The following is a 20,005-nucleotide window of genomic DNA, read 5'->3' on the forward strand; positions in this document are numbered from 1 at the left end:
GCCGTTCACCGGTGTCAGCGCCAGCGCAGATAGAGCACGGCGACGTCGTCGGCCAGCCCGCCCTGCGCCTCGGCCAGGGTCTCGGCCCGGTCGATGAGTCCGTCGACGAACGCCTCCGGAGGCCGACCGGCCAGCTCACGGGCCATCGTCAGCAGTCCTTCCTCGCCCAGCCGCTCCGTGCCGCGGCCCACGCGCCCCTCGAAGAGGCCGTCGGTGAACAGCACCATCGCGGTGCCCTCCGGGAGCGGCACCTCCTCCACGGGCCAGCGCGCCCCGCCCGGAACGATGCCGAGCGCGGGGCCGCCCGGGACCTCCACCCACTCGACCCCTCCGGTCCCGCACAGCAGGACGCCGTGATGACCCGCGCGCACCATCCGGGCGCTCCGCCGGCCGGGGCCGACACTGAGGATGACCAGGGTGGCGAAGACCCCGCTCTTGGCCCGCTCGGCCAGCAGGATCTCCTCGAGCCGACCCACCTGGTCGGCGCCGGTGACACCGCTGAGCACGAGCGTACGCCAGGCTATGCGCAACGCGACCCCGAGGGCCGCCTCGTCCGGACCGTGCCCGGAGACGTCACCGATCAGGGCGTGCACGGTGCCGTCGGCGGTCTGCACGATGTCGTAGAAGTCACCGCCAAGGAGCGCGTGTGCCCGGCCGGGGCGGTAGCGGGTCACGACCTCGACGCCGTCCCCGCGCAGCAGCGGGCGCGGCAGCAGGCCGCGTTCCAGACGGGCGTTCTCCCGAGCCTGCATCTGGCTGGCCTGCAGGGCCACGGCGTCCCGCTCGGCCTGCTTGCGCTGGATCGCGTAGCGGACCGCCCGTCCGAACAACTCGGGCTCGACCCGGCCCTTGACCAGGTAGTCCTGCGCTCCCGCGGCCACCGCCGCCAGACCGGTCCCCTCCTCGGCGAGTCCGGTGAGGACCACGACGGCGACGTGCTCGGCGCGCTCGCGCACTCTCGACACCGCTTCCAGGCCCTGCGCGTCCGGGAGGTGCAGGTCGAGCAGTACGCAGTCGGGGACCTCGGACGCGAGCACGTCACAGGCCTCGGCCATCGACCGTACCCAGCGCAGGCGCATGCCGAGCGCGCTGTCGGCGACCATCTCCTCCACGAGCAGCGCGTCGCCCGGGTCGTCCTCGATCAGCAGCACTGACGGCTCTTCCGTCCCCCAGGCCGCGGCGCGCTCCAGCTCGGGCGAAGCCACGCCGGCAGCCCCGGGCTGCGACGTCATCATTGAATGAACCCCCACACCCGCCACCACTCCGCCGCTTCATGACGGACAACTCCGCGAGCATACTCACGCCCGCACGAACGTACGCGGGGAGGACTTCGAGGAGGACTTCATGGTCGGGGCGCCGCCGCCGGAAATTCGATACCCCGCCGGGCGGGAAGGGCTCAGACTCGGCGCATGACCGACATGGGGACGTTCCGGGAGACGGTGACCACCTGGGCGGCCGGCGGCACCGGGGACCTCGCGCGCGAGTCGGCGGCCGCTTTGTCCGTGAAGACGGTCGTGCTGCTCGAAGGGCCGAGCGATCTCGCGGCGGTCGAGGCACTCGCCGAGAGCCGCGGCCGGGACCTGGAGGCCGAGGGAATCTGCGTCCTGGCGATGAACGGCGCCATGAGCGTCGGCCGCTTCGCCCGCATCCTCGGCCCGACGGGCCTGGGCCTGCGTCTCACGGGACTGTGCGACGAGGCGGAACGGGGTTACTACGCCCGGGCCCTGGAAGAGAACCCACCAGAGCGGGAACAGAACGCCGCGAAACGGGATCAACATGCCGTGGCACGGGATCAGCATGCCGTGGAACGGGAACGAAACACCATGGAACGGGCACGGAACGCCGTGGAAGGCGACGGGTCACGGCGAAGCGCGTTCTTCGTCTGCTCGGCCGATCTGGAGGACGAACTCATCCGTGCGCTGGGAGTGCCCCGGGTGGAGGAGTTGATCCAGGCGGAGGGCGATCTACGGGCCCTGCGGACCTTCGTCCGCCAGCCCGCCCAGCACGGCCGCTCCCCCCAACGGCAGTTGAGGCGTTTCCTCGGCACGAAGAAGGGCCGCAAGATCCACTACGGCCGCGTCCTCGTCGAGGCCCTCCCACCCGACCGTGTACCGGCCCCGCTCGACGCGTTGCTCGCCGACGTGTGACCGCTCCGTTCGGCGCGCGCACGCGTGAGGACCGACCGGCCCGCGTCCATGCTCGCCCCGTCCTCGACGGGCCCGGGACGAGAGCTGGTGATCCCTCCGGTGATCCCTGGCGCCAGGAGCCCGGCTTCTAGAGTGAGGTGTCAGGGCTGAGCGGCAGGGCGGGGAGGACGCGTGACGGAGATCGAGGTTCCTGGGCCGGAGCCGGACTGGGAGAGCGCGCCGTCGTACCAGGGTGGGAAACGAAACCCCGCGTTGCAGGCCGGCATGTGGGAGTACGCGGCGAGCTCGTTCCGGCTGGTCGCCGGCCTGTCGCCGTCCCTGGAGGTCCTGGCCGCGCGGCTGCGCTTGGACATCGAACAGAGCTGGGAGGATCTGGGCCGGGTGGAGGCGGCCATGTTCAGAGTCAAGAGGATCGATTTCGCGCTCAGCCGTCTGGAGGGCAACCCCTACCCCGATGTCTTCGTCTGGGTCCACCGCGCTCAGTCCGATGTCGATGCGGCGCTCGGCATCCTGCTCGACGCTCTCGGTATCGGCGAGGAAGCCGTCACCTTCCGGGACGACGGCGTGGGCGGATTCGTCGACCCGCGGAGCGCTCCCCGGCCCTGACGCCTGGAGGCCGCCGTCCTCGCGGCTTCGCGAATGCCGGGACCCGATTCTGGCGGCAGGTCCCGCAAGCACATGATGGCGGCCGAGAAGGGGATGATTGCCGTCATGGCCCTGTCGACCGCGTTCACGGCGTTGTTCGGTGTCGAGCATCCGATCGCCCTGGCTCCCATGGGTGGATCGGCCGGCGGTGAGCTGGCCGCGGCCGTCTCGCGTGGGGGCGGACTCGGTCTGCTGGGTGCCGGAGGGGGTGATCCGGACTGGCTCGCGCGTGAGCTGCCGATCGTCGCCGGGGCCGGGAAGCCGTGGGGTGTCGGGTTCCAGACCTGGGCGGTCCGCCCGGCCGTGATCGAGCAGGCCCTGGAGTTCGGTCCGGCGGCCGTGATGTTCTCGTTCGGCGATCCCGGCCCGTACACCGAACGGGCCCGTGAGGCCGGTGCGGCCGTGATCGTCCAGGTCACCGATCTCGACGAAGCCAGACGGGCATTGGACGTCGGGGCGGATGTCGTCGTGGCGCAGGGCACGGAGAGCGGCGGGCACGGCGCCCGGCACGGACGGTCCACCCTTCCGTTCGTACCCGTCGTCGTGGACCTGGCCGGGGGCGTACCGGTGCTGGCGGCGGGCGGGATCGCGGACGGCCGGGGTGTCGCGGCGGTTCTGGCTCTGGGCGCCGCCGGGGCGGTCATCGGCACCCGTTTCCAGGCCACCGCCGAGGCCCTCGTCGATCCGTCGACCGCGAAGGCGCTCCTGGACGGGCGCGGTCAGGACACGGAGCGCAATCGGATCCTGGACATCGCCCGGAGCTCCCGATGGCCGTCGAAGTACACGGCTCGCACACTGGGTCACCCGTACCTCGACCGTTGGCGGGGCCGGGAGACGGAACTCGCGGCGGATCCCGAGGCGGCACGCCTGGCGTATGAGGCCGACGTGGCGAGCGGGGACGTGCCCGCGCAGCCGGTCTGGGCGGGCGAGGGCGTCGACCTCGTCACCGACCTGCGGCCCGCGGCCGAGCTCGTCGCCACCCTCGCGTCCGAGGCCGGTCAGGCACTGGCCCGCGCGGGACGCAGCACGTGACCGAGGCGGTCAGGCACTGGCCCGCGCGGGACGCTGCACCTGACCGGGGCGGCGCTTGGGCGCCGGAGCAGCCGCCACCGCTGACGGGAACCCCACTTCCCTCCTAGCGCACCACGCCAGGTGCGACTTGACGAAAGACGGGAAGTCGTACTGACGGAATGTCACCATTGCCGCGAGAAACCGTCCGAGTCCGCCCCTCAGCCCCCGGGGAGAGCCACCGTCGGCCTCCGCCCTGGTTGGCCCCTACTCCTTTGACCGCTGCCCCCTTGACCGCAAGCCCCCTTGACCTCTGCCGCCTCGACCGCCGGCACAGTGCCACCGCTCGCCCCAGCTCGCCCTCTGCTCGCTCCCCCATCGCCGGAACAGGAGCACGCCCATGCGCCTTTACGCCCAGACCCCAGCGCGTCGGAGCCGTCAGGTGGTCGCCGACCTGATCGCCGTGGCACTCATCGCGGCCGCGGTGAAGTTCGCCCTGGTGGTCCACCACGCGATCATGCTGCTGGCCGAGCCGGGGCGAGAGGCCCAGAGCGCGGGCAACAGTCTCTCCAACGGTCTCGACGACGCCGGTGACGCGGCTTCGAAGGTGCCGCTCGTCGGCGACACCCTGAAGAAGCCGCTCCGGTCCGCCGCCGACGCGGCCACCGGCCTGTCCGACGCCGGGCAGTCGCTGGAGGACCTGGTGGGGCGCGTAGCCCTGCTCGCCGCGATCGCCCTGATCGTGCTGTCGGTGGCGTTCGTCCTGGTGCTGTGGCTTCCGCCGCGCGTTCGCTGGATCCGGCGCAGTGCCACCACCCGTCGCCTCCTGGACGCTCCCGGAGGCGCGGACCTGCTCGCGCTGCGCGCCCTGACCGGACCACAGCGCGCCCTCACAGCAGTCCCCACCCCACCGGGCGGCCTGGCCGACGCCTGGCGCCGCGGCGACCAGCGGGTGATCGCGGACCTGTCCAGGCTGTCCCTCAGGCAAGCAGGCCTGCGACCGTGACGACGGCGCCGGCGCCGGCGCCGGCGACAGCGACAGCGACAGCGACAGCGACAGCGACAGCGGTGCGGAACGCCAACCTTGGAAATCGGTCGCGGACCGCCTCGTCCGCCGCTAGACAGGGACGATGACAGGCAACGACTCCAGCACCAGTCAAGTAGCCCAGTCCGGACTGGTGGTGACGGTTCCCGAGGCGGAGGCCGCTGTACGAGCGTGGCGGGACCGGCTGGATCCGTCCGTCCCTTCCGGCATGCCGGCCCATGTCACGGTGCTCTTCCCCTTCCTCCCCGAGAGTCGCTTCGACGGCGACACCTTGGCCGCCATCGCCGACGTGATCGGGCGGCACAAGGCCTTCGAGGCGCGGTTCGAGGGGTGCGGTCGCTTCCCGGGGGTTCTGTATCTCGCCCCGGAGCCGGCCGCCCCGTTCCGCGCGCTCACCGAGGCCGTCGTGGACCGGTGGCCCGAAACCCCGCCGTTCGGCGGCCAGTTCGCCGAGATCGTGCCGCATCTGACCATCGCCCAGGGGCAGGACGACACCATCCTGGACGAGGCGGAAGCCGGGCTTCGAGACGGACTCCCCATCGTCACCCGCGTGGCGTCGGTCGATCTGATGGTCCATGACGGATCACGCTGGCGGCAGCGGGCGTCATTCGCGCTGGGGTGATCCGGGAAGAGGAGGGACCGGCCAGTTCCACGCGCGATCAAGGACCCTCGACCGCTTTCACCTTACTTTTCCCTTCACCTTCTTCGTCGCCTTCTCGGCCTGGCCGGGCGGCCGGCGAGCTTCTGACTTCGCAGCGCCGTGAGCTGCTGCGCCGGGCAGACCTGCTTTGCTCGATCTTGCGGGTACCGAGGCCGCGGACGAGTCTGGCGCTGCGCCGACGCCAGATGCGTGCATCGAACCGTCGGAAGCGTGTCCGTCACTTCGCCCCGGCACACCGTCAGCGGGGCGGCCGGTGCCGGTGCGTTCGGAGGGAACCTTCCCGGCAGGGGCCGTGGTCTGCTTCTTCCGCCCGGCGTCGGGGACGCCGGTGATCCCGGTCCCGCTTCGATCATCGCCGTGTGATGTGGAATTGCCGGAGACGCCAAGAGCAGTCACCAGGGCTGCGGCCAGAGCGACGCCGACACCGACGGCCAAGGGGCCCTTCCGCACCGCCCTGGTGCGCGCAGCCACCTGTTCCCTGCCGCCGGGCAGCGGGTTGCCGTGTGTGCGGCCCCCTGCGCGAGACCGCGTGTGGCTGATCACGGAACTCTCCGCGTGGTGCAAGGGGTTGACCGCGAGTTGCCCTGTTTCCGTCGACTCGGCCAGTGCGCGGGCGCAGTCGTCGGCTGTCGGGCGGTCGTTTTCGTCCAGGGCTGTCATGGCCCGCACGAGGTCGGCGAGTTGTGGTGGAAGATGGCGGGGCAACGCGGGTTGCCGGTGCAGGCGCGCGATCGCCGCTTCCAGCGGGGCGCCGTCGTACTCGAGCCGGCCGGTGAGGCATTCGAGCAGTACCAGACCAAGGGCGTAGATGTCGGCGGGCCGGCCGACGGGCTGTCCGAGGACCTGCTCGGGTGCGAGGTAGGCGGCCGTGCCGATCAGTGTCCCAGTGGCGGTCTGCGTGGTGGCGTCCAGCAGTCGGGAGATGCCGAAGTCGGTCAGGTAGGGCCGGTGAGAAGCATCGAGAAGGATGTTGGACGGTTTGACGTCTCGATGGACGACGCTCTCCTCGTGGGCGTGAGCCAGCGCGTGGGCGACACCGGAGCCCAGTGCGGCGGTGTCCTCGAAGGTCAGCGGACCTGCGGTGATGCGGCGCCTCAGCGTGGTGCCTTCGACGAGTTGCATGACCAGGAAGACACGACCGTCGTGCTGTCCGGCGTCGAAGGCGGTGACGAGTCCTGGGTGGTGCAGGCGGGCCAGGATCGCGGCTTCGCCCTGAGAGGTCTCCTCCGTGTCGAAACCGGTTTCGGGCCGGAAGACCTTGACTGCCACAGACCGCCTCAGCCGCAGATCGAAGCCGCGGTGGACATCCGCGGCACCACCCGAGCCAAGAAGGCCGTCCAGACGGTACCTGCCGTTGAGTATGTCGGCCGAGCATCGGGACGCCACGGCCCGAGCCGATTCACGAAGCCTCATTTCCCTCTCCCACCGCATCGAGGGGCGGATACCCCTGGCGAGCCGTGGCCGACGCGCCGCCGCAAGCAGGTACCCGCAAGGAGCTGGATTACCCGTCACGGTCGTGCGAGTCGGTGCATAGGCCATCGTTCGCGGACGCTCAACCGACCGGACCACCAGGTAGCTCGGCATCGTCCTCCGCAGCTACTGCGCCGACCGGACGCGTGGCCGCCCAGCCGGGCAGCGGCTGCTTGCGGGCGCGACCGGCACGCGCGAGGGCCAGGCGAGCCTGTTCGGCGCCGTCCTTGGCGATCCGGTAGAAGCGACGACGCGGTCGGCCGGCTTCCTCGTGGACGGTCGGGTCCTCCCAGATGCTGTCCACCCAGCCGACCTGTTCCAGCCGGGCCAGGATCGGATGGCCGTACACGCGTGCCCCGCGGGTCGATGTGACGCGGGTCGCATCCGTTCGTGTCACAGGTGGGCGGGCTGCCTCGTCTCGGGGATGTAGCCACCGCCGAACACGAGGAGTCCACGATGGAAGCGCGACTGAACTACTTCGCCGACCCGACCGCCGGCAAGGCCCTCAAGCACCTGATGGCGGCCGGGAAGGCGCTGAAGGACTCGGCGTTGCCGGCCGCGACGCAGGAGCTGGTGTCGCTGCGGGTGAGCCAGATCAACGGATGCGCCGTCTGCATCGACATGCACACCAAGGAGGCCGCGGCCGCCGGTGAGACCTCGGTGCGGCTGAACCTGGTCGCGGCCTGGCGGGAGGCCACGGTCTTCACGGAGGCCGAGCGCGCCGCGCTGGAGCTCGCGGAGGAAGGCACCCGGGTCGCGGACGCGGCCCAAGGGGTCGGCGACGAGGTGTGGGCGCGTGCCGTCAAGCACTACGACGAGGGACAGCTCACGGCCCTGGTCATGCTGGTCTCCTTCATGAACACGGCGAACCGGCTGAACATCATCGCCCGGCAGCCGGCCGGCGACTACGAGCCGGGACAGTTCCACTGATCGGCGACCGGGGCAGGGCAGGAGCGAGGGAAAGGGGAACAGGCATGAACAAGGCCGAGGAGTTCGAGGAGCTGCGGGCGCTGCTGTTCTCGATCGCCTACCGGATCCTGGGCAGCGTCAGCGAGGCCGAGGACGCGGTGCAGGAGACCTGGCTCCGCTTCGACCGCTCCACGACCCTGCCCACCTCGGCGAAGGCCTTTCTGTCGGCCACGGTGACGCGGGTGTCGATCGACGTACTGCGCTCGGCGCGCGTACGGCGGGAGGAGTACGCGGGAACGTGGCTGCCCGAGCCGCTGCTGAGTGATCCGTACGAGGATCCGGAGCGCTCGGCGGAACTGGCCGACTCCGTGTCGATGGCGGCGCTGCTCCTGCTGGAACGGCTCAGCCCGCTGGAGCGGTCGGTGTTCGTGCTGCGGGAGGTGTTCGCCTTCGGGTTCGACGAGATCGCGACGGCGGTGGGGCGTTCGGAGGCGGCGTGCCGGCAATTGCTGGTGCGGGCGCGCCGCCACATGAAGGCCGGCCGGCCGCGGTTCGAAGCGGACCGCAAGGAGCGCCAGGAACTGGCGGAGCGCTTCTTCGACGCACTGAGGGACGGAGACGTGGGCGCCCTGCGCAGTCTGCTGGCGGCCGACGTACAGATGGTCGGGGACGGCGGGGGCAACGCCCCGGCTCTGGCCCGGACCGTCGTCGGCGCGGAGAACGTGGCCCGGCTCCTGGCCGCCGCCTTCCCGGTGCTGGCCCGGGTCGACGTCACCTTCGAGCCGCACGAGGTCAACGGGCAGCCCGGGGCGGTCTTCCGAACCTCGGACGGCAAGATCCTGCACACGCTGGCGCTCGATGTGCTCGACGGTCGGATCCAGGCCATCCGCTCGGTGCTCAACCCGGACAAGCTCGGCCACCTGGGCCCGGTCGCCGACGCCTGGGCCGTCCACCGCGAGGTGAAACAGGCGCGCCGCCGGACGGACTGACGCCCCGGTCCGCCGGCGGCGCGGCATACCTCGCGTTCGGTCCGGGCCGAGGACGGTGGCGGTTGAGCCGAAAACGATTCGCCCCGGCCGGAGGGTGGCGGTTACCCTGCGCGACGTGAACGACCCCCGCGTGACCCACCGTCCCTCATGAGCCTGACCCGAACCTTGATCGACGTCCGCCCATTGCGTACGTCCCCGGCCTTCCGGCGTCTGCTGATCGGCCGGACCGTTTCCGTACTCGGCAGCTTCATGACCATGGTCACCGTCATGTACCAGGTCTGGGACATGACGCACAGCACGGTCTGGACCGGCGCGGTGGGGCTGGCGCAGGCGCTGCCGATGGTCGTGTTCGGACTGTTCGCCGGTTCCTGGGCGGACCGCGGCGACCGTCGGCGGATCTACCTGTCCGCGAACGTCGGTCAGGCGGCCGTCTCGCTGCTGCTGGCGGTACAGGGCTTCACCGGGCATGTTCCGGTGGCGGGCGTACTCGCCCTGGTCGCCGCGCAGTCGTTCTGCTCGGCCGTCGGTGCCCCGGCGGCGGGCGTGTTCGTGCCGAGGCTGCTGCCGAAGGAGCAGGTGGCGGCCGGGCTGGCGCTCCAGCAGATCAGCGGTCAGGCCATGATGCTCGTCGGTCCGGCCCTCGGCGGCATCCTGCTCGGCTGGGCCGGCATCGGACCGTGCTACCTCGTCGACGCCCTGTCCTTCGGGCTCTCGTTCTACGGAGCGTTCGGGCTGCCCGCTCTGCCGCCCGAGGGCGAACCGTCCCGGGCCGGGCTGCACGGGGTGCTGGACGGACTGCGCTTCCTGGCCGGGCACCGTGCGGTGCGCGGTGCGCTGATCACCGACCTGGCCGCCACCGTGCTCTCGATGCCGACCAGCCTGTTCCCGCTGGTCAACGCCGAACGGTTCGGCGGCAGTCCGCGCACCCTCGGTCTGTTCCTGTCCGTGCTCGCCGTCGGCGGCATCGCCGCGTCCGCGCTGTCCGGGACGATCACGCGGCTGGGGCGTCCCGGGCCGGTGATGCTGTGCGGGGCCGGGCTGTGGGGTGCGGCCCTGGCGGCCTTCGGCCTGGTGCGCGACCCGTGGGCCGGACTCGCGCTCCTGGTCGTGGCGGGCGCTGCCGACGCCCTCTCCGTGATCGCCCGCAGCACGATCGTCCAGACGCACACGCCGGACGCCCTGCTGGGCCGGGTGACAGCGGCCGAGACGATCGTCGGCCAGGCTGGACCGAACTTCGGCAACCTGCGCGGCGGCGTCGTGGCGGGCTGGACCTCGGGGGCCACCGCCCTGGTCAGCGGCGGCCTCCTGTGCCTGTTCGCGGTTCTCTGGGTCGGCGCGAAGACCCCGGAACTGCGTGGCAGACCCATGCCCGAGGCCGACGCCGGCGACACCCCGCTCAAGCCCGTGGACATCCCCGTGGCGGAGGGATCATGACCGGCGGGGCCGCTTGTCGGTCGGCGGGAACGCGAGACCGGTCGGGGTGTTGAGCCCGGAGGCGGGGAGCGTGACCTGACGGCCGCCGGTCTCGCCGACTCGTACCACCCGGTTGTTGAACCCGTCGGCCACGTACAGGCCGCCGCGGCCGTCCAGGGCGAGGCCCAGCGGATCGCTCAGTCCGGTGATCGGCACCGTGCTCTGCGCACCGCCGGCCGCGGACACCTTGACGACACGGTTGTTGCCGCTGTCCGCGATGTAGAGGTCGCCGGCGGCGTTCAGGACGAGGCCGGTCGGCTGGGACAGGCCGACCGTGGGGACCGTGGTCTGGCCGCTGCCGTCCGCGGCGATCCTGACCACGCGGTCGTTGACGAAATCGGAGATGTACAGGTCGCCGCCGGTGCCCAGGGCCAGGCCCCAGGGGTGGAGCAGTCCCGTGGTGGGGACGGTGGTCTGCCCGCTGCCGTCGGAGGGGACCTTCACGACGCGGTCGTTGAAACTGTCGGCGATGTACAGCGTGCCGTGGGCGTCGACGGCGAGACCCAGCGGGCGGGAGAGGCCGACGGTCGGGACGGTGGACTGCGCGCCGCCCTTCTCCTCCAGCTTCAGCACCCTGTTGTTGCCCGTGTCGGAGACGTAGAGATCGCGGGCCGCGTCCCACGCCAGACCGGTCGGGCGTACGACACCGTCGATGGGCACCGTCGTCTGCCCGTCGCCCATCGCCGCGAGCCGCACCACACGGTTGTTGCCGTAGTCGGAGACGAACAGCGGGGGCCTGGCGGGTGAGGGCCCGCTCTCCTGGGACGCGCCCGCAGGTCCTGTGGGCAGTGCGCAGAGCACGAGGACTCCCGTGACGGCGGCGAGCCGACGGGCCCACCCCGCACGGCCGTCGGCCGGTGCGGACCTGCGTGTTCGTGCTTGCGTCGCCCTGTTCCTCACGGTTCGCCCATCTGTTCTCGACGGCCGGCGCGTCGCCCGGCCGTCCGCGGACAAGATGATCGATGCCTTCCCCCGACGCGCGGCGCATCCCACCGCCGTCGCCCGCTCGGCCGACCGCCAGGTGCGAGGAACCGACGGCTCTGGGGTGCGTGGAGCCGCAGACGGCAGGGAGCCCGAGGAAGAGCAGACCGCCGGGGGTGCGCGGAGTCGCGGACCGCCGGGGCGCGGGGAACCGCAGACCACCGGGGTGCGAAGAACTACCGTGCGCCTGCGCGACGGGTGCCGTGCGAGACGCTTGAATACCGGAGCGTGACTACCGAATCTCAGCGTTTCACCGTCCTGCTGGTACCCGAGTACGTCGAGCACACGGACGCCACCTCCGTCCAGGAGGCTGCCGTGCGGTCGGCCGACGTCGAGGCGACCGGAGAGACGGGCGAGACGGGCTACCCGCGCTACGCGGGCGAGGGCGTCGTGGCCGACATCGACCCCCGGACGCGCACGGTCGAGGCGGTTCTCGTCGACGGCTCGGAGCTGGACTACGGACTCAGCGCCATCGTCTCCCCCTGATCCGGCCACCGGGGCGCGTGATCCGACGAGAGAGCGGCCGCGGCGATGAATTCGGGGCGGCCGAGGAGTCGTTGTCAGGAAGAGGAAGGGAGTTCCGTCATGCCGACACAGGAACCCGTGCAGCAGCCCGCCACCGAGCTCGACGCCCGCTACAGCTCCGCGCTCTCTCCCCGCCCGGGAGCGGCGGACGTCACGGCCACCGAATGGGCCGAGGCCCTGCGCACGATGGAGGCCGCCGAGATCTTCTGGGTGTCGACCGTCCGGCCCGACGGCCGGTTGCACGTCACCCCCGTGATCGCCGCGTGGCACGAAGGAGTGTTGTACTTCTCGACCGGCCCGGGCGAGCAGAAGGCGAAGAACCTCGCTCACAACCGTCACTGCGCGCTGACCACCGGCGCGAACTCGCTCACCGAAGGCCTCGACGTCGTGATCGAGGGCGAGGCCTCACCGGTCTCCGATCCGGCCGTCGTGGAAGAGGTGATCACCGCGTACGAAAGGAAGTACGGGCCGCACATCACCTCCCCGGAGGGAACCTTCCACGGGATCGGGGACGCGTTCCGCAAGGGAAACGCGGTGGTGTACGCGGTCGCTCCGGCCACCGGTTACGGCTTCGGCCGGGACGACGGGGTCTACACCCATACGCGGTGGGCGTTCTGAGCCGCCTCCTCGACCTTCCCGCTCGGGTCGCTCACGTCACGATCCATACCTCGTGCGACGACTCGAGCAACCCGACACGGACAGCGCCGTCACCGACCTCCTCGACCTCGAGGTCGGTCAGCCGCATGTCGTCCGGCACGGTCAGGTGCGGCAGACGCAGCCGGTGGAGCAGCTTTCCGCTGTGGACGTCCAGGACGAGCAGGTCGGCCTGGAGGTCCCGGTCCTCGTACTCTTCGAGGACCGTCGAGTTCTCCACGACGTAGACCCGTCCGTCGGCGATCCTGGCCCAGCCGAACGAGAGGCCCGCCGCGGCCCGGCGTTCCCAGGCGCGCTCGCCGATCCCCGTGTCGTAGGCCGTCAGGACGGTGCTGTGAGCACTGTCCGGCGGTACGTCCTCGCCTGCGGAGATGACGACCCCCTCCCGCGCGTCCATGGGAAACCACTCGTCGCTGGTGAATTCGGCCCGCGGTTCGGCACCGTGCCGGCCGACGTCCAGGAGTTGGACGCGGGCCGCTTCGCCCACGTTCCCGGAATCCGTCGGGGAGTCCGCGACCAGGGTGTGGTCGTCGGCCTGGTGGACCTCTTGCCGCACCGCACGGGTCCACAGGGTGGCGCCGGTGCGGTTGTCGACACCGATCACGACACCGGCCATGTCACCCGAGGTCGTGCAGCTCAGTTCCACGACGGTCAGGTGCTCCGGAAAGTCGTACGCGTTCCAGGGCCCGGGGTCCTCGCAGGACCGGGGTTGTCTCAGCCGCCACAGTTCGTCTCCGTCGCGCTCGGAGAAGGCGGCGACACCGCCGGGGGTCTGCGCGACGACCTGGCCCGCGCCGATGTGAAGGTCCTGGAAGCCGTTCCGCGAGAAGTCGGTGCGCCACCGTACGCGCCCGGTGCGCAGGTCGATGCCCACCAGCTTCCCGTCCTCGAACCAGGCCACCACCGTGTCGGCCGACACCTCGACCGACGCGAGGTCGCCGTGGTGGTCGCGGCGCTCGTAACGCCAGTACTCCTCGCCCGTACGCACGTTCAGTGCCATGACGGCGGAGTGGGTGGAGTCGACGGCCAGTCCGTGGACCAGTGCTTCGGGGCGGTAGGACCGGTGCGCGGCATGTGTCGGTGCGGCCGGTGCCTCCGACCCCAACTGCGCTGGAAACGGCCCCTGGTTGCCGGTCACCAGATCCCGTTCCATGTACCAGTCGATGAAGGAGTGCCAGGCCATGGCGATCAGGAGGAGCACCGCGAGCATCATGGCGCGCCGCTGCGCCGTCGGGTCCGGTTGCCCCAGCAGACGTATCTCTCCCGCCACCGCTCTCCCCCACCGTCAACCGGCGGAACCCCATGGTCCGTCGGTCCCGTGATCTTCGCGTCCCACTTCCGGAGAACACAAGGGACGGAACCGGGGGGATGCCAGGCTCAGCCCGCCCGGGCGACCTCGTCGTCCAGTGCGGAGCACAGCCAGTCGTGGATGGCGCCGGGGGTCGGTTCGGGTGAGGCGGTGATCTCGGCGGTGAGGTTCCAGTAGTGGTCGATACGGGGGTCGGCGGCGAGTTGCCCGCTGAGCCCGCGGCGGAATGCGGGCGTGTCCCGTGCGTCTCGGGAGCGGGCGTAGGCGGAGACGAAGCAGTCGAGTGCGTCGCCCGCTCGCGGTGTCCGGTGCGCGCGCAACTGGGGCGAGGCCAGCGCGTACGCCTCGACGAGACCGTCGTAGAGCACGGCCGGACGGCCGCCGTCGGGCTGATGCGCCGCGGGCTGGCCGTTGTCGGTGCCGGGGCACGGGGCGGTGACGAAGGCGTGCAGCCGGGTGAAGGCCAGCACCTGGGCCGGTGTCGGGCCTTCGGGGAGTTGCGGGACGGAGTGTTCCACGATCGCGGAGACGAGCCGGGCCGGGAGCCGCGGCGGCAGCCAGCGCCGCCAGAAGCGGGCCAGTGGCGCGGTGCTGGGCGGTACGGACACGGCGCCGATCAGCCGCAGACGAGCGGCGCGTTCCTCGGGGGCGCAGTCCCGGAGCAGTTGGAGGGCCGCTTCCTGCCAGCGCAGGGCGGTGAGCCGCGAGCCGATCTGCCGCAGCTGCCCCGCGACGACGTCCTCCAGGGTGTCGTCCTGGTCGAGGATCCGCTCCACTTCGGGCACCGGCAGGTCGAGGGTGCGCAGCGAACGGATCAGGTGCAGGCGGTCGAGCGCCTCGGGGCCGTAGCGGCGGTGACCGCCCGAGCTGCGGGCGCCTTCGGGCAGCAGGCCACGGTCCGAGTAGAAGCGGACGGTCTTGACGGTGACTCCGGCGCGCTCGGCGAGCTCTCCGATGCTCCACATGGTGTCGGGGGACACGGACTTGAACCTCCCTCAGGGGGAGTTCCTACCGTACCGGCGAGCGCGGAGCGCCGGTACGCCCGGCCCGTGGAACCCGGTACGAGGAGACAGCGATGACGACCTTCATCCTGGTGGCAGGCGCCCACACCGGCGGCTGGATCTGGCGGGAAGTGGCCGCAGGGTTACGGGAGTCGGGGGCGCAGGTCCATCCGGTGACTCTCAGCGGCATGGGCGACCCCGGGCGTCCGGCCGGACCGGGCACGGACCTCGAGACGCACATCGACGAACTGCTTCTGCTGATCGACGAGTTGGATGCGCCGGAGGTGGTTCTGGTGGGTCACTGTTACGGCATCCACCCGGTGCTCGGCGCCGCCGACCGACGTCCTGAGCGGGTCGCCCGGATCGTCCATCTGGACGCCGGCATGCCACAACACGGGGACCAGGCGCTGGCCTTGGTGCCGGACGAGACGGTACGCGCCCGGTTGCTGCACCGGTCCGGTGCGGGCGGGGACGACTGGCTGATCCCTCCGCCGCCGTCGCCGGAGGCGTGGCAACGCTGGGGCAGCGTCGCCGGCATCCCGTCGGCCGCGCTCGCCCGGCTGGCGGAGAGCGCCGAACCGCAGCCGGCGGGCACGCTCATCCAGCCGCTGCGCCTGACGGGGGCGGTCTCCGCGCTGCCGGCGACCGGCGTCCTGTGCACCGGGAACGGTTCGAGCATCGCGATGGTCGAGGGCTTGGTGGGGTTGGGGGACCCCCGGTTCCTGGCACTCACCGAGCCTCGTGTGACCTTCTTCGAACTCGACACCGGACACTGGCCGATGCTCTCCCGTGCGCAGGAGGTGGCCGCGATACTCCTCCGGGCCGCCGCGGGCGAAGGCCATCGGGTGAGGGCCGCGGTGAGCGAACGGCCCGCGCACCTCGGGCCGTTCCTGCTCGACGTACCGGAACGGCGCCGTGAGCGGATCGGGCGGGTCGATCTCCACCTCCCTGGTGACGTCGCCGGCGAGCCCTCGGGAGCCGAAGGTCCGTGGCCGGCGGTCGTGTTCGTGCACGGTGGTCCCGTTCACCCCGGTGTGCGGCCGACTCCGCGCGACTGGCCGGGCTTCGTCGGCTACGCGCGCCTCGTGGCGGACCTGGGGGCGGTCGGCGTGACGCTGGACCATCGGCTGCAGGATCTGGCCGACTTCGGGCGGGCCGCCGAGGACATCGCCGAGGCGGTGGACCTCGTACGGGCCGATCCGCGGGTCGATTCCGACCGTGTGGCCCTGTGGTTCTTCTCCGTCGGCGGCCTGCTCTCGGCGGACTGGCTCGCGGCGCCTCCTCCATGGCTGCGGTGCGTGGCGGCCACGTATCCGGTCCTCGCTCCCATGCCGAACTGGGGGCTCGTCGATGCCCGGTTCCGCCCGGCGGTCGCCGTTCGAGGGGCGGAGGGGCTGCCGTTCGTGTTGACCCGGGTCGAGTCGGAGCGCACCGAGATCGCGGAGACGGTCGAGGAGTTCCTGACCGCCGCCAAGGAGTGCGACACCGCGGTCGAGGTGATCGACGTGCCCCTGGGCCGGCACGGCTTCGAGACGACCGATCGTTCCGAGGGGGCCCGCGATGCCGTGGAGCGCGCGGCGCGGTCCGTCCTCGGCCACCTGCGCGGTTGATCGCTCGCCGCTTCCGCCCGGGCAGTTAAGGCCGAGGCCGCGGTTCGAGGCTGCCCGGCATCCAAGCACCGGCGAAGAGGGGCTGGTTGCCGAGGAATCAGTGGTCGGGTGTCGCGGGATCCGGCTTCCCGCGGAGCCGCGCCTTGCGCGTGAGGCTGACGAGAGCACCCGTGACGCCCACCAGTGCCGTCAGGACGGCGACGGGCCCGGCCGCGCTGTCGTCGACGGAGGCCACCGCGACGGTCAGTGCCCACAGGGCGACGCCGCCGAGTACCCAGGGCCGGGCGGCGAGTTCGCCTCGTACGCGCCACTGGTGGAAGAGGAGACCGAAGCCGCCCATGCCGAGCAGCATCACCGTGACGAAGCCCCGTTCCGGCCAACTGTGCAGGCGCAGCGCGACGGATACGACGATGGACCCTACGCCGATGACTCCCCCGATGATCTGGCGCATCCGTGCACCACGCATCCCGGCCCCCCGTCCGCCTTCGCCGTTTCAGCGCCGAAGCGTAATCCTCAGGTCGCCGCGTGGAAAGATCCGCGTCCGCCCCTGAACCGCCTCCCCGCCTCCGGGCTCACTTCCGCGTCCGCTCCGGGACCCTTCGGGTGAAGGGGGTGACGGGGCGTTCCAGGGCTTCGCCGTCGACGGTGATGTCGACCGCCTCGTTGTAGAAGGACAGGAGGTCCTTGATCGGGCCCACCGCCGGCAGCGGGTCCGGGTAGCTCCAGACGATGTTCGTGGCGTGGGCGGCTCCGTTCCGGAACGACCAGTAGCCTGCCGTGCCCTTGTAGGGGCAGCCGGTGTGGTGGCCGGTGGGGACGAACAGGTCCATGCGGATGTCCTCGCGCGGGATGTAGAAGCGCGTCGGCAGTGCCGTCTCGAAGAGCAGGACCGGGCGGACGGTGTCGGCGACGAGCGTGCCGTCGATCTCGACCCGCACATGCCGGGTGCTGGCCATGGCGTCCACCCGTTTGTGCGGGTCGCGCGGGTGGATGAAGATCTCTTCCTCCTCCTCGTACCAGTGGTCGAGGCCCCGGCCGACGCGGCCGAACCATTCGAAGGCGATGTGTCCGGCCAGGTCGGCGCCGGGGAACGTCCAGGCCGCGTTCTCCTGGAGCTCTCCGCCGATCTCGAGGTCGTAGAAGATCCGTGATCCGGTGTGCGTGCCGGTCGCGGGGTTCTTCGCGGGGCGGAGCAGGTCCTCGCGGACCTCCGCGCGCGGGAAGGCGTACAGCGGGACCGGTACGGTCGGCTCCCACACGAGGACGGGGTGCCTGCTGTCGACGACGGTCACCTCGCCGCGCACGCCGCGCACCCAGCGGTCGCTGGGTTCCCACAGAAGTCCCTCGGGGGTGGTCCGGACGGCTCGCTCGGTGGGGAATGGGGTCATGACCGGTTCTCCTTCGGATCTTCCGGGCGGTGACTCGGCACATCGGGCACGGTCGTCCTCGTCCCTCGCGAGCCGTCCAGGGGGGCCGGAGACCCGCGGGGCGCGCCCGTCCGCCGCGGCCGCCGGAGCCGTTCGGGCCACCTGGACGACGGCTATATCCAGTCATCCGGCCCAGCGCTCACGGGTCTGCTTTTATCGGACTTGTTCAGCATCATATGCCCCATCGCGATGTCGCCTTCGGATGCTCGCCCGTGCACGGCAAGCGCGGGTTTGGCATATTGCGTACGGAGGCCGACCGTGCCGTCGTCCCGGATCGGCGCCGACCTGTACAGAGCGAAGAACGCTGACACGAAGCCGCAGGCTTCTCGCACTTCCTGGGGAGAACAGTGCGCAAGGTAAGGGTCATGCGTCGTCTGGTCGACGAGCTGGTCACCGGTGTGGAACTGCCGGTCCCCTCCGAGCCCGACGCCCTGTTCGACGCCTTGATCCGCCTGGTCGGCGCGAAGACCGGTCGCGAACTCGTCGTCCTGCGCAAGGAGTTCCCGCATCGGACGGCCAGTGGTCTCTGGCTCGATCTGCCCGACCGCGACATCATCGTGATCGACGAGCGTGCGACACCGCTCCATCAACTGGCGATCTTCTTCCACGAGGTCTGGCATCTGCTCGACGGCGCGTGCGGCAACCACGCCGTCGGGCACTCCGTGGCCACCCGGATGCTGGCCACCCGCCCGGATCTGCCCGAGCTGGACGAGACCGTGCGCCGGGTGGCCGCGCGCACCGAGTTCAAGCACAGCGAGGAGCGGGCCGCCGAGACGTTCGGCCTGCTGGCGGCCACGCGGTTCCGCGTATGGCTGGAGAGCGAGCCGGGCGGTGCGGCGACGGGTCGCGACGACATCGCCGGACGCATCAACGCGTCGCTGGGAAACCGTCGTCGGCAGGTCTGAACCCGTGGACTCCTTCGACTACTACATACCCGCCGCCGCTCTGTGGATCTGCCTCGGCGTGAAGATTCCGGATCTGTGGAGAGCCTGGCGGGACCCGCTCGTCCGGTCGGTCTGCGTCGTCATCGCCGTGGGGGGCGCGGGATTCTTCTTCGCGGCGCCCCCGACGATCGCCGCCGTGAACAGGATCAGCGGGGTCCCGAACGCGTCGAGTCTGCTGGTGTACATCATCATCAGCGGGTTCAGCGCCTCCTGCCTGCTGCTGATCGTCCACTGGCGCGGTGGCTCGCCCGAGCACGTACGGCGGGTCTCGCGACACTGGCTCCTCGGATACACACTGGTCGTCGCCGCGCTGGTCGCGCTGTTCGGCCTGGGTCACGCTCCGGTGGAACGTCGAACCGATTTCGACACGTACTACGCGTCGACGCCCTACATCGGCGAGATGATCATGCTGTACCTGCTGGCGCACATGACCGCCGCTCTCGTCACCACGATGATGTGCTGGCGCTGGGCTCTCCAGGTCCACGGCTGGCTGCGTGCCGGCCTGTGGATCCTGTGCGTCGGCTGGCTGCTGAATCTCTCCTTCAGCAGCCTGAAGCTGGTCGCGGTGGCCGCTCACAGGACCGGCCGGGACTGGGACGTTCTCAGCACCACCTTCTCCCCACTCGTCTCGGCCATGGCCGCTCCCTTCGCCATCGTCGGATTCCTGCTGCCCCTGGTGGGCCCCTGGGCGGTCGGCATCGGACGGACCCTTGTCGCCTTCGTACGGCTCGGGCCGCTGTGGAACGAACTCAGTGGCGCCAGCCCCGGCACCTCCCTGGCCGCGCCCATCCGCTGGTACGCCTCGCCCCAGGTGCACCTGACCCGACGCGAGGCGGGCATCCAGGACGGGCTGAGCCTCGTACGTCCGCAGCTCGACGACGACGTCCGGGCACACGCGCAGTCGGCCGCCGAAGCCGCCGGCAGCAGCGGCCCTGAAGCCGTTCTCGTCGGTCAGGCGGCGATGATCCGCGCGGCCGCGCAGGCCACCCGCCAGGGCCGCACCCGCGCACCGCACGCTCCCGGGGACTCGGCCGTCCCGACCGCGCGAGCCGCTCTCTTGGGGGTGTCCCGTGCCCTGCGCAGCTCACCCGTCGCGGCCGCCGTCCGCACGGATTCGGCGGCGCCGCCCCGTCCTGCTGTCGAACACGTCGAGGATGGCGAGAAATCATCCACATGAGCCCATCCGCAGCGCCCGCCCCGGGTCCCG

Annotated in this window: 21 protein-coding genes; 13 read left to right on the forward strand and 8 right to left on the reverse strand. The window is 71.2% G+C overall.

From position 1 onward, the window contains the following. Window positions 1-14: 14 nt before the first annotated feature. Entirely contained in the window at window positions 15-1,232 is a 1,218-nt protein-coding gene (locus ACZ4TO_RS31240) for a PP2C family protein-serine/threonine phosphatase (RefSeq protein WP_382778879.1), read from the reverse strand. A gap of 177 nt (window positions 1,233-1,409) precedes the next feature. Here ACZ4TO_RS31240 and ACZ4TO_RS31245 point away from each other — a divergent pair, with 177 nt between their 5' ends. The 5 genes from ACZ4TO_RS31245 to ACZ4TO_RS31265 all read left to right on the forward strand — a co-directional run bounded on the left by ACZ4TO_RS31245 (window position 1,410) and on the right by ACZ4TO_RS31265 (window position 5,467). After that, a complete protein-coding gene (locus ACZ4TO_RS31245; RefSeq protein ID WP_468025970.1) occupies window positions 1,410-2,147 on the forward strand; it encodes a TOPRIM nucleotidyl transferase/hydrolase domain-containing protein in 738 nt (245 codons plus the stop codon). 171 nt (window positions 2,148-2,318) lie between these two features. After that, window positions 2,319-2,753 carry a hypothetical protein gene (locus ACZ4TO_RS31250; RefSeq protein WP_468025971.1) on the forward strand — a complete coding sequence of 145 codons (435 nt, stop codon included), beginning with the start codon at window positions 2,319-2,321 and terminating at the stop codon, window positions 2,751-2,753. A 105-nt stretch (window positions 2,754-2,858) separates the two neighbouring features. Continuing rightward, on the forward strand, window positions 2,859-3,824 hold the full coding sequence (locus ACZ4TO_RS31255; protein WP_468025972.1) for an NAD(P)H-dependent flavin oxidoreductase: 966 nt from the start codon (window positions 2,859-2,861) through the stop codon (window positions 3,822-3,824). 376 nt (window positions 3,825-4,200) lie between these two features. Beyond that, window positions 4,201-4,806, forward strand: coding sequence for a hypothetical protein (locus tag ACZ4TO_RS31260; RefSeq protein ID WP_385041417.1), 606 nt, complete (start codon window positions 4,201-4,203; stop codon window positions 4,804-4,806). A 124-nt stretch (window positions 4,807-4,930) separates the two neighbouring features. Next, window positions 4,931-5,467: a 2'-5' RNA ligase family protein gene (locus ACZ4TO_RS31265; protein WP_468025973.1), complete on the forward strand. Its 537-nt coding sequence runs from the start codon at window positions 4,931-4,933 to the stop codon at window positions 5,465-5,467. Between the two features lie 57 nt (window positions 5,468-5,524). On the opposite strand, the gene ACZ4TO_RS31270 is transcribed toward ACZ4TO_RS31265, so the two are convergent. Beyond that, the gene (locus tag ACZ4TO_RS31270; RefSeq protein WP_468025974.1) at window positions 5,525-6,937 is read right to left on the reverse strand and encodes a serine/threonine-protein kinase; all 1,413 of its coding nucleotides are present in this window, start codon (window positions 6,935-6,937) and stop codon (window positions 5,525-5,527) included. 121 nt (window positions 6,938-7,058) lie between these two features. After that, a complete protein-coding gene (locus tag ACZ4TO_RS31275) occupies window positions 7,059-7,325 on the reverse strand; it encodes a PadR family transcriptional regulator (RefSeq protein ID WP_468025975.1) in 267 nt (88 codons plus the stop codon). 107 nt (window positions 7,326-7,432) lie between these two features. Between ACZ4TO_RS31275 and ACZ4TO_RS31280 the strand changes: the two genes are divergently transcribed. The 3 genes from ACZ4TO_RS31280 to ACZ4TO_RS31290 all read left to right on the forward strand — a co-directional run bounded on the left by ACZ4TO_RS31280 (window position 7,433) and on the right by ACZ4TO_RS31290 (window position 10,308). After that, window positions 7,433-7,906 (forward strand): carboxymuconolactone decarboxylase family protein, encoded by a 474-nt coding sequence (locus ACZ4TO_RS31280; protein WP_382778591.1) that lies wholly within the window; start codon window positions 7,433-7,435, stop codon window positions 7,904-7,906. Window positions 7,907-7,950: 44 nt separating this feature from the next. After that, window positions 7,951-8,874: an RNA polymerase sigma-70 factor gene (locus ACZ4TO_RS31285; RefSeq protein ID WP_385041405.1), complete on the forward strand. Its 924-nt coding sequence runs from the start codon at window positions 7,951-7,953 to the stop codon at window positions 8,872-8,874. A gap of 147 nt (window positions 8,875-9,021) precedes the next feature. Further along, entirely contained in the window at window positions 9,022-10,308 is a 1,287-nt protein-coding gene (locus ACZ4TO_RS31290; RefSeq protein WP_468025976.1) for an MFS transporter, read from the forward strand. Here ACZ4TO_RS31290 and ACZ4TO_RS31295 read toward each other — a convergent pair. Then, complete coding sequence (locus tag ACZ4TO_RS31295; RefSeq protein ID WP_468025977.1) at window positions 10,303-11,148, reverse strand: virginiamycin B lyase family protein; 846 nt, start codon at window positions 11,146-11,148, stop codon at window positions 10,303-10,305. The genes ACZ4TO_RS31290 and ACZ4TO_RS31295 overlap by 6 nt on opposite strands. A 408-nt stretch (window positions 11,149-11,556) precedes the next feature. Between ACZ4TO_RS31295 and ACZ4TO_RS31300 the strand changes: the two genes are divergently transcribed. Together ACZ4TO_RS31300 and ACZ4TO_RS31305 are read left to right on the forward strand one after the other, a co-directional pair. Beyond that, window positions 11,557-11,814, forward strand: coding sequence for a hypothetical protein (locus tag ACZ4TO_RS31300; RefSeq protein WP_382778595.1), 258 nt, complete (start codon window positions 11,557-11,559; stop codon window positions 11,812-11,814). 99 nt (window positions 11,815-11,913) lie between these two features. Continuing rightward, complete coding sequence (locus tag ACZ4TO_RS31305; RefSeq protein WP_468025978.1) at window positions 11,914-12,471, forward strand: pyridoxamine 5'-phosphate oxidase family protein; 558 nt, start codon at window positions 11,914-11,916, stop codon at window positions 12,469-12,471. 31 nt (window positions 12,472-12,502) lie between these two features. Here the strand turns inward: ACZ4TO_RS31305 and ACZ4TO_RS31310 are convergent, their stop codons facing one another. Together ACZ4TO_RS31310 and ACZ4TO_RS31315 are read right to left on the reverse strand one after the other, a co-directional pair. Continuing rightward, window positions 12,503-13,777 carry an outer membrane protein assembly factor BamB family protein gene (locus tag ACZ4TO_RS31310; RefSeq protein ID WP_468025979.1) on the reverse strand — a complete coding sequence of 425 codons (1,275 nt, stop codon included), beginning with the start codon at window positions 13,775-13,777 and terminating at the stop codon, window positions 12,503-12,505. Window positions 13,778-13,884: 107 nt separating this feature from the next. Beyond that, window positions 13,885-14,796 (reverse strand): helix-turn-helix domain-containing protein, encoded by a 912-nt coding sequence (locus ACZ4TO_RS31315; RefSeq protein WP_468025980.1) that lies wholly within the window; start codon window positions 14,794-14,796, stop codon window positions 13,885-13,887. Between the two features lie 95 nt (window positions 14,797-14,891). Here ACZ4TO_RS31315 and ACZ4TO_RS31320 point away from each other — a divergent pair, with 95 nt between their 5' ends. Further along, window positions 14,892-16,427: an alpha/beta fold hydrolase gene (locus ACZ4TO_RS31320; protein ID WP_468025981.1), complete on the forward strand. Its 1,536-nt coding sequence runs from the start codon at window positions 14,892-14,894 to the stop codon at window positions 16,425-16,427. Between the two features lie 97 nt (window positions 16,428-16,524). Here the strand turns inward: ACZ4TO_RS31320 and ACZ4TO_RS31325 are convergent, their stop codons facing one another. Next, window positions 16,525-16,878 (reverse strand): hypothetical protein, encoded by a 354-nt coding sequence (locus ACZ4TO_RS31325; RefSeq protein ID WP_382778600.1) that lies wholly within the window; start codon window positions 16,876-16,878, stop codon window positions 16,525-16,527. A gap of 121 nt (window positions 16,879-16,999) precedes the next feature. Beyond that, on the reverse strand, window positions 17,000-17,815 hold the full coding sequence (locus tag ACZ4TO_RS31330) for a DUF427 domain-containing protein (RefSeq protein WP_468025982.1): 816 nt from the start codon (window positions 17,813-17,815) through the stop codon (window positions 17,000-17,002). A gap of 404 nt (window positions 17,816-18,219) precedes the next feature. Between ACZ4TO_RS31330 and ACZ4TO_RS31335 the strand changes: the two genes are divergently transcribed. Further along, window positions 18,220-18,759, forward strand: coding sequence for a toxin-antitoxin system, toxin component (locus tag ACZ4TO_RS31335; protein WP_468025983.1), 540 nt, complete (start codon window positions 18,220-18,222; stop codon window positions 18,757-18,759). A 4-nt stretch (window positions 18,760-18,763) separates the two neighbouring features. Next, window positions 18,764-19,975 (forward strand): MAB_1171c family putative transporter, encoded by a 1,212-nt coding sequence (locus tag ACZ4TO_RS31340; RefSeq protein WP_385041384.1) that lies wholly within the window; start codon window positions 18,764-18,766, stop codon window positions 19,973-19,975. Window positions 19,976-20,005: the final 30 nt, after the last annotated feature.

The sequence above is a fragment of the Streptomyces sp. NPDC028298 genome (assembly GCF_055565895.1).